Genomic DNA, 2,843 nt, shown 5'->3' with positions numbered 1-2,843 from the left:
TCCGAAAAAGGTCTGGTGGACCTTTGACAGCGAGGAGCGAGATGGTGCGCTGGCTCGAGAAGAGGATTGAAAACAGTCCGGTGGACTGTTTTAGCAAAGGGGCCAGATGGCGCGTTGGCTCGAGACCAATTAACAATAAAAAGGCCGGTTAAAAACCGGCCAGTATAGTAGCTCCCCCTCTTGGGCTCGAACCAAGGACCCTCTGATTAACAGTCAGATGCTCTAACCAACTGAGCTAAGGAGGAATGTCTCCATTTGGAGGACGCAAATATAAAAGTTTCTAAACAACTGCCCAACAAAAAAAACGGGATAATTATTTGGTCAGGGCCTTATAAATATCATTTCCGTTGGCAAAGACGATGAGCGCTAACAAAATGAAAAAACCGGCCATCTGGGCATACTCCATAAATTTATCGCTGGGCTTTCGTCCGGAGACCATCTCGTAGAGCAAAAACATCACGTGGCCCCCATCCAAAGCGGGAATAGGCAGGAGGTTCAATACCGCCAGCATGATGGATAAAAAGGCGGTGATGCTCCAAAACTGTTGCCAGCTCCAGGTATCCGGGAAAATATCGAAAATGGCCTTAAAGCCCCCTACTCCTTTGTAGGCTCCCGTACTGGGGGTAAAGATTTTTTTGAGTTGCAGCCAGTAGCCGCCCAGTTGATTGCTGAACTTCTTGGCCCCAACCGAAAAACTCTCGAAAAAGCCGTATTTCTTCTGGACAATATCAAAGTACCCCATCTCTTCGAACTGCTTATAGGTTCCCCCGGGGTATATCCCCAGTTTACCGTCTTCGCTGATATTGAGTGTCAGGTCTACCGGACGTCCCTCCCTGAGTACGACCGCAGGCACTTCTTTCCCCTTATTTTCCTCAAGGGCAGCGACCGCTTCATCGAAATAGGTGATCTCAGTTTGGTCAATGCGTTTGAGCAAATCCCCTTCTTCAAGCCCTGCCTGGGCATTGATGGATGAATCCGGAACAGCTCCTACCTGGAATGGTACACGCAATTCAAAAAAGCTCAGGTCTTCACCCGTACTGAGTTTCCCCAAAAAGTCCACAGGTAAGTCGATGGTGATGGGTTGCCCAGCCCGCTCCAGTGTAAAGCGCTCGGCCGTAATCATATTGCGGCGGAGATCCGAGTAATTCTCGTAAGCTACCCCGTCTATGGAGATAAGCTTGTCCCCCGTCTGCACCCCGAGTTCTGTAAAAACCGGGTTGGTCACCCAATACCCATCCTTGATACTCTCCGTGGAAATATCCGCGTCACCGTAGTAAAAGGAGGCAAAAATGTAGATGAGCAAGGCCACGATAAAATTGACTGTCACGCCCCCAAGCATAATAATCAGGCGTTGCCAGGCCGGCTTGGAGCGAAACTCCCAGGGCTTTGGAGGTTGGTTCATCGCCTCGGTATCCATACTCTCATCGATCATTCCGGCGATCTTCACATACCCACCCAGGGGTAGCCAACCTATGCCGTAAACGGTCTCCCCTATCTTCTTTTTAAAGAGGGAAAACTTGACGTCAAAAAAAAGGTAGAATTTCTCGACCCTTGTTTTAAAGGCTTTTGCGGGGAGGAAATGTCCCAACTCGTGCAGCACGATCAGAAGAGAAAGGCTGAGCAGGAACATCGAAGCTTGAATCACCATTGAGGACATAAAACGCTTGAATCGATTAAAACGCACAAAACTACACTTTTGAGGGCGCTTTTAAAAAGAAATTAGACCCCCCGTCTCCTTCTTTAAGAAACTTTTAGCAGGAGTCCCTTTATTTCCGGTTGATGGAGAAAGAAGGGGGATGTACCTTTGCACACAAATCTGAGGTATATGCGTGCTTTTTTTGCCAAATTTAAGATTTTCGGCCTGGTCATGCTCGGGATCTCGGCCGTGATCATCGTCCTCTTCTACAATGCCCTCCAACCTAAAAAGACCCTGCCGGTATACCAGCCTGCCGATTTTAATCCCGAACTGGTGGCCCCGGAGCTCTCCCACATTAAAAAATACCATACCATCGCCGACTTTTCACTGGTCAACCAAAATGGGGATACGATAACTGAGCAGGATTATAAAGATAAAATCTACATCGCGGATTTCTTTTTTACAACCTGCCTGACTATCTGCCCCATCATGACCGATAACATGGAATACCTGCAGCAGCAGATTATGGATGATCCCCAGGTGCTCCTGCTCTCCCATTCCGTGACTCCCGAAATCGATTCGGTTCCCCGTTTAAAGGAATACGCCCTGGAAAAAGGAGTAGTCGATTCGAAGTGGAATCTGGTAACGGGGGATAAAAAGCAGATTTACGAGCTCGCGCGCAAGTCTTACCTTGCCGTCAAGACTGACGGAGACGGAGGGCCTTTTGATATGATCCACACGGAGAATTTTATCCTGGTAGACCAGAATAAACGGATTCGGGGTACCTACGACGGGACCAAAAAAGAGGAGATGGAGCGCCTATTGGAAGACCTTAAGATCTTGAAAAACAACATTGCCGAGTAAATAACTCCGGCTTTTTCTGCTGAAAAGCCCGCAGTTTGACATTTTCGTGTATTTTTGTCCTTAATTAAAATCAATCTAAATAAGCTTTGGGTTTCACGGTAGCACATCTCGGTAGGGGCGAAAAAGGAATTATCAAGGCTTTTCGGGAAGACGCACTACCGATTAAACTCCTGGAACTGGGTTGCCTCCCCGGGAACGAAGTGGAGCTCATTCAGGTCGCCCCCCTCAAAGATCCGATTTACATCAATGTGAACGGCTCACATATCGCTATCCGCCGCTCGGTTGCCCTGCAGATTGAACTGGAACCTATCCCCGGCGATGAGTAAAGACATCAAAGTAGCCC

Annotated in this window: 3 protein-coding genes and 1 tRNA gene; 2 read left to right on the top strand and 2 right to left on the bottom strand. The window is 48.2% G+C overall.

Annotated elements, in window-relative coordinates:
- Window positions 1-171 precede the first annotated feature (171 nt).
- Together WBV75_RS04690 and rseP are read right to left on the bottom strand one after the other, a co-directional pair.
- Window positions 172-245: transfer RNA gene (locus WBV75_RS04690), tRNA-Asn, on the bottom strand.
- 68 nt (window positions 246-313) lie between these two features.
- Complete coding sequence (gene rseP / locus WBV75_RS04685; protein ID WP_424119490.1) at window positions 314-1,657, bottom strand: RIP metalloprotease RseP; 1,344 nt, start codon at window positions 1,655-1,657, stop codon at window positions 314-316.
- A 168-nt stretch (window positions 1,658-1,825) separates the two neighbouring features.
- On the opposite strand from rseP, the gene WBV75_RS04680 reads away from it, so the two are divergent.
- Both WBV75_RS04680 and WBV75_RS04675 read left to right on the top strand, forming a co-directional pair.
- Window positions 1,826-2,500: an SCO family protein gene (locus WBV75_RS04680; protein ID WP_424119489.1), complete on the top strand. Its 675-nt coding sequence runs from the start codon at window positions 1,826-1,828 to the stop codon at window positions 2,498-2,500.
- 86 nt (window positions 2,501-2,586) lie between these two features.
- Window positions 2,587-2,826 (top strand): FeoA family protein, encoded by a 240-nt coding sequence (locus WBV75_RS04675; RefSeq protein ID WP_424119488.1) that lies wholly within the window; start codon window positions 2,587-2,589, stop codon window positions 2,824-2,826.
- Window positions 2,827-2,843: the final 17 nt, after the last annotated feature.

It is taken from the genome of Robiginitalea sp., assembly GCF_049588695.1.
GTDB lineage: Bacteria > Bacteroidota > Bacteroidia > Flavobacteriales > Flavobacteriaceae > Robiginitalea.
Note: the sequence above shows the minus strand (reverse complement) of the source record. Positions and strands in the feature narration are given on the sequence as shown.

Coding starts and splice junctions, on each gene's coding strand:
- rseP (WP_424119490.1), bottom strand. CDS start 1,657: ATGTCCTCAATGGTGATTCAAGCTTCGATGTTCCTGCTCAGCCTTTCT.
- WBV75_RS04680 (WP_424119489.1), top strand. CDS start 1,826: ATGCGTGCTTTTTTTGCCAAATTTAAGATTTTCGGCCTGGTCATGCTC.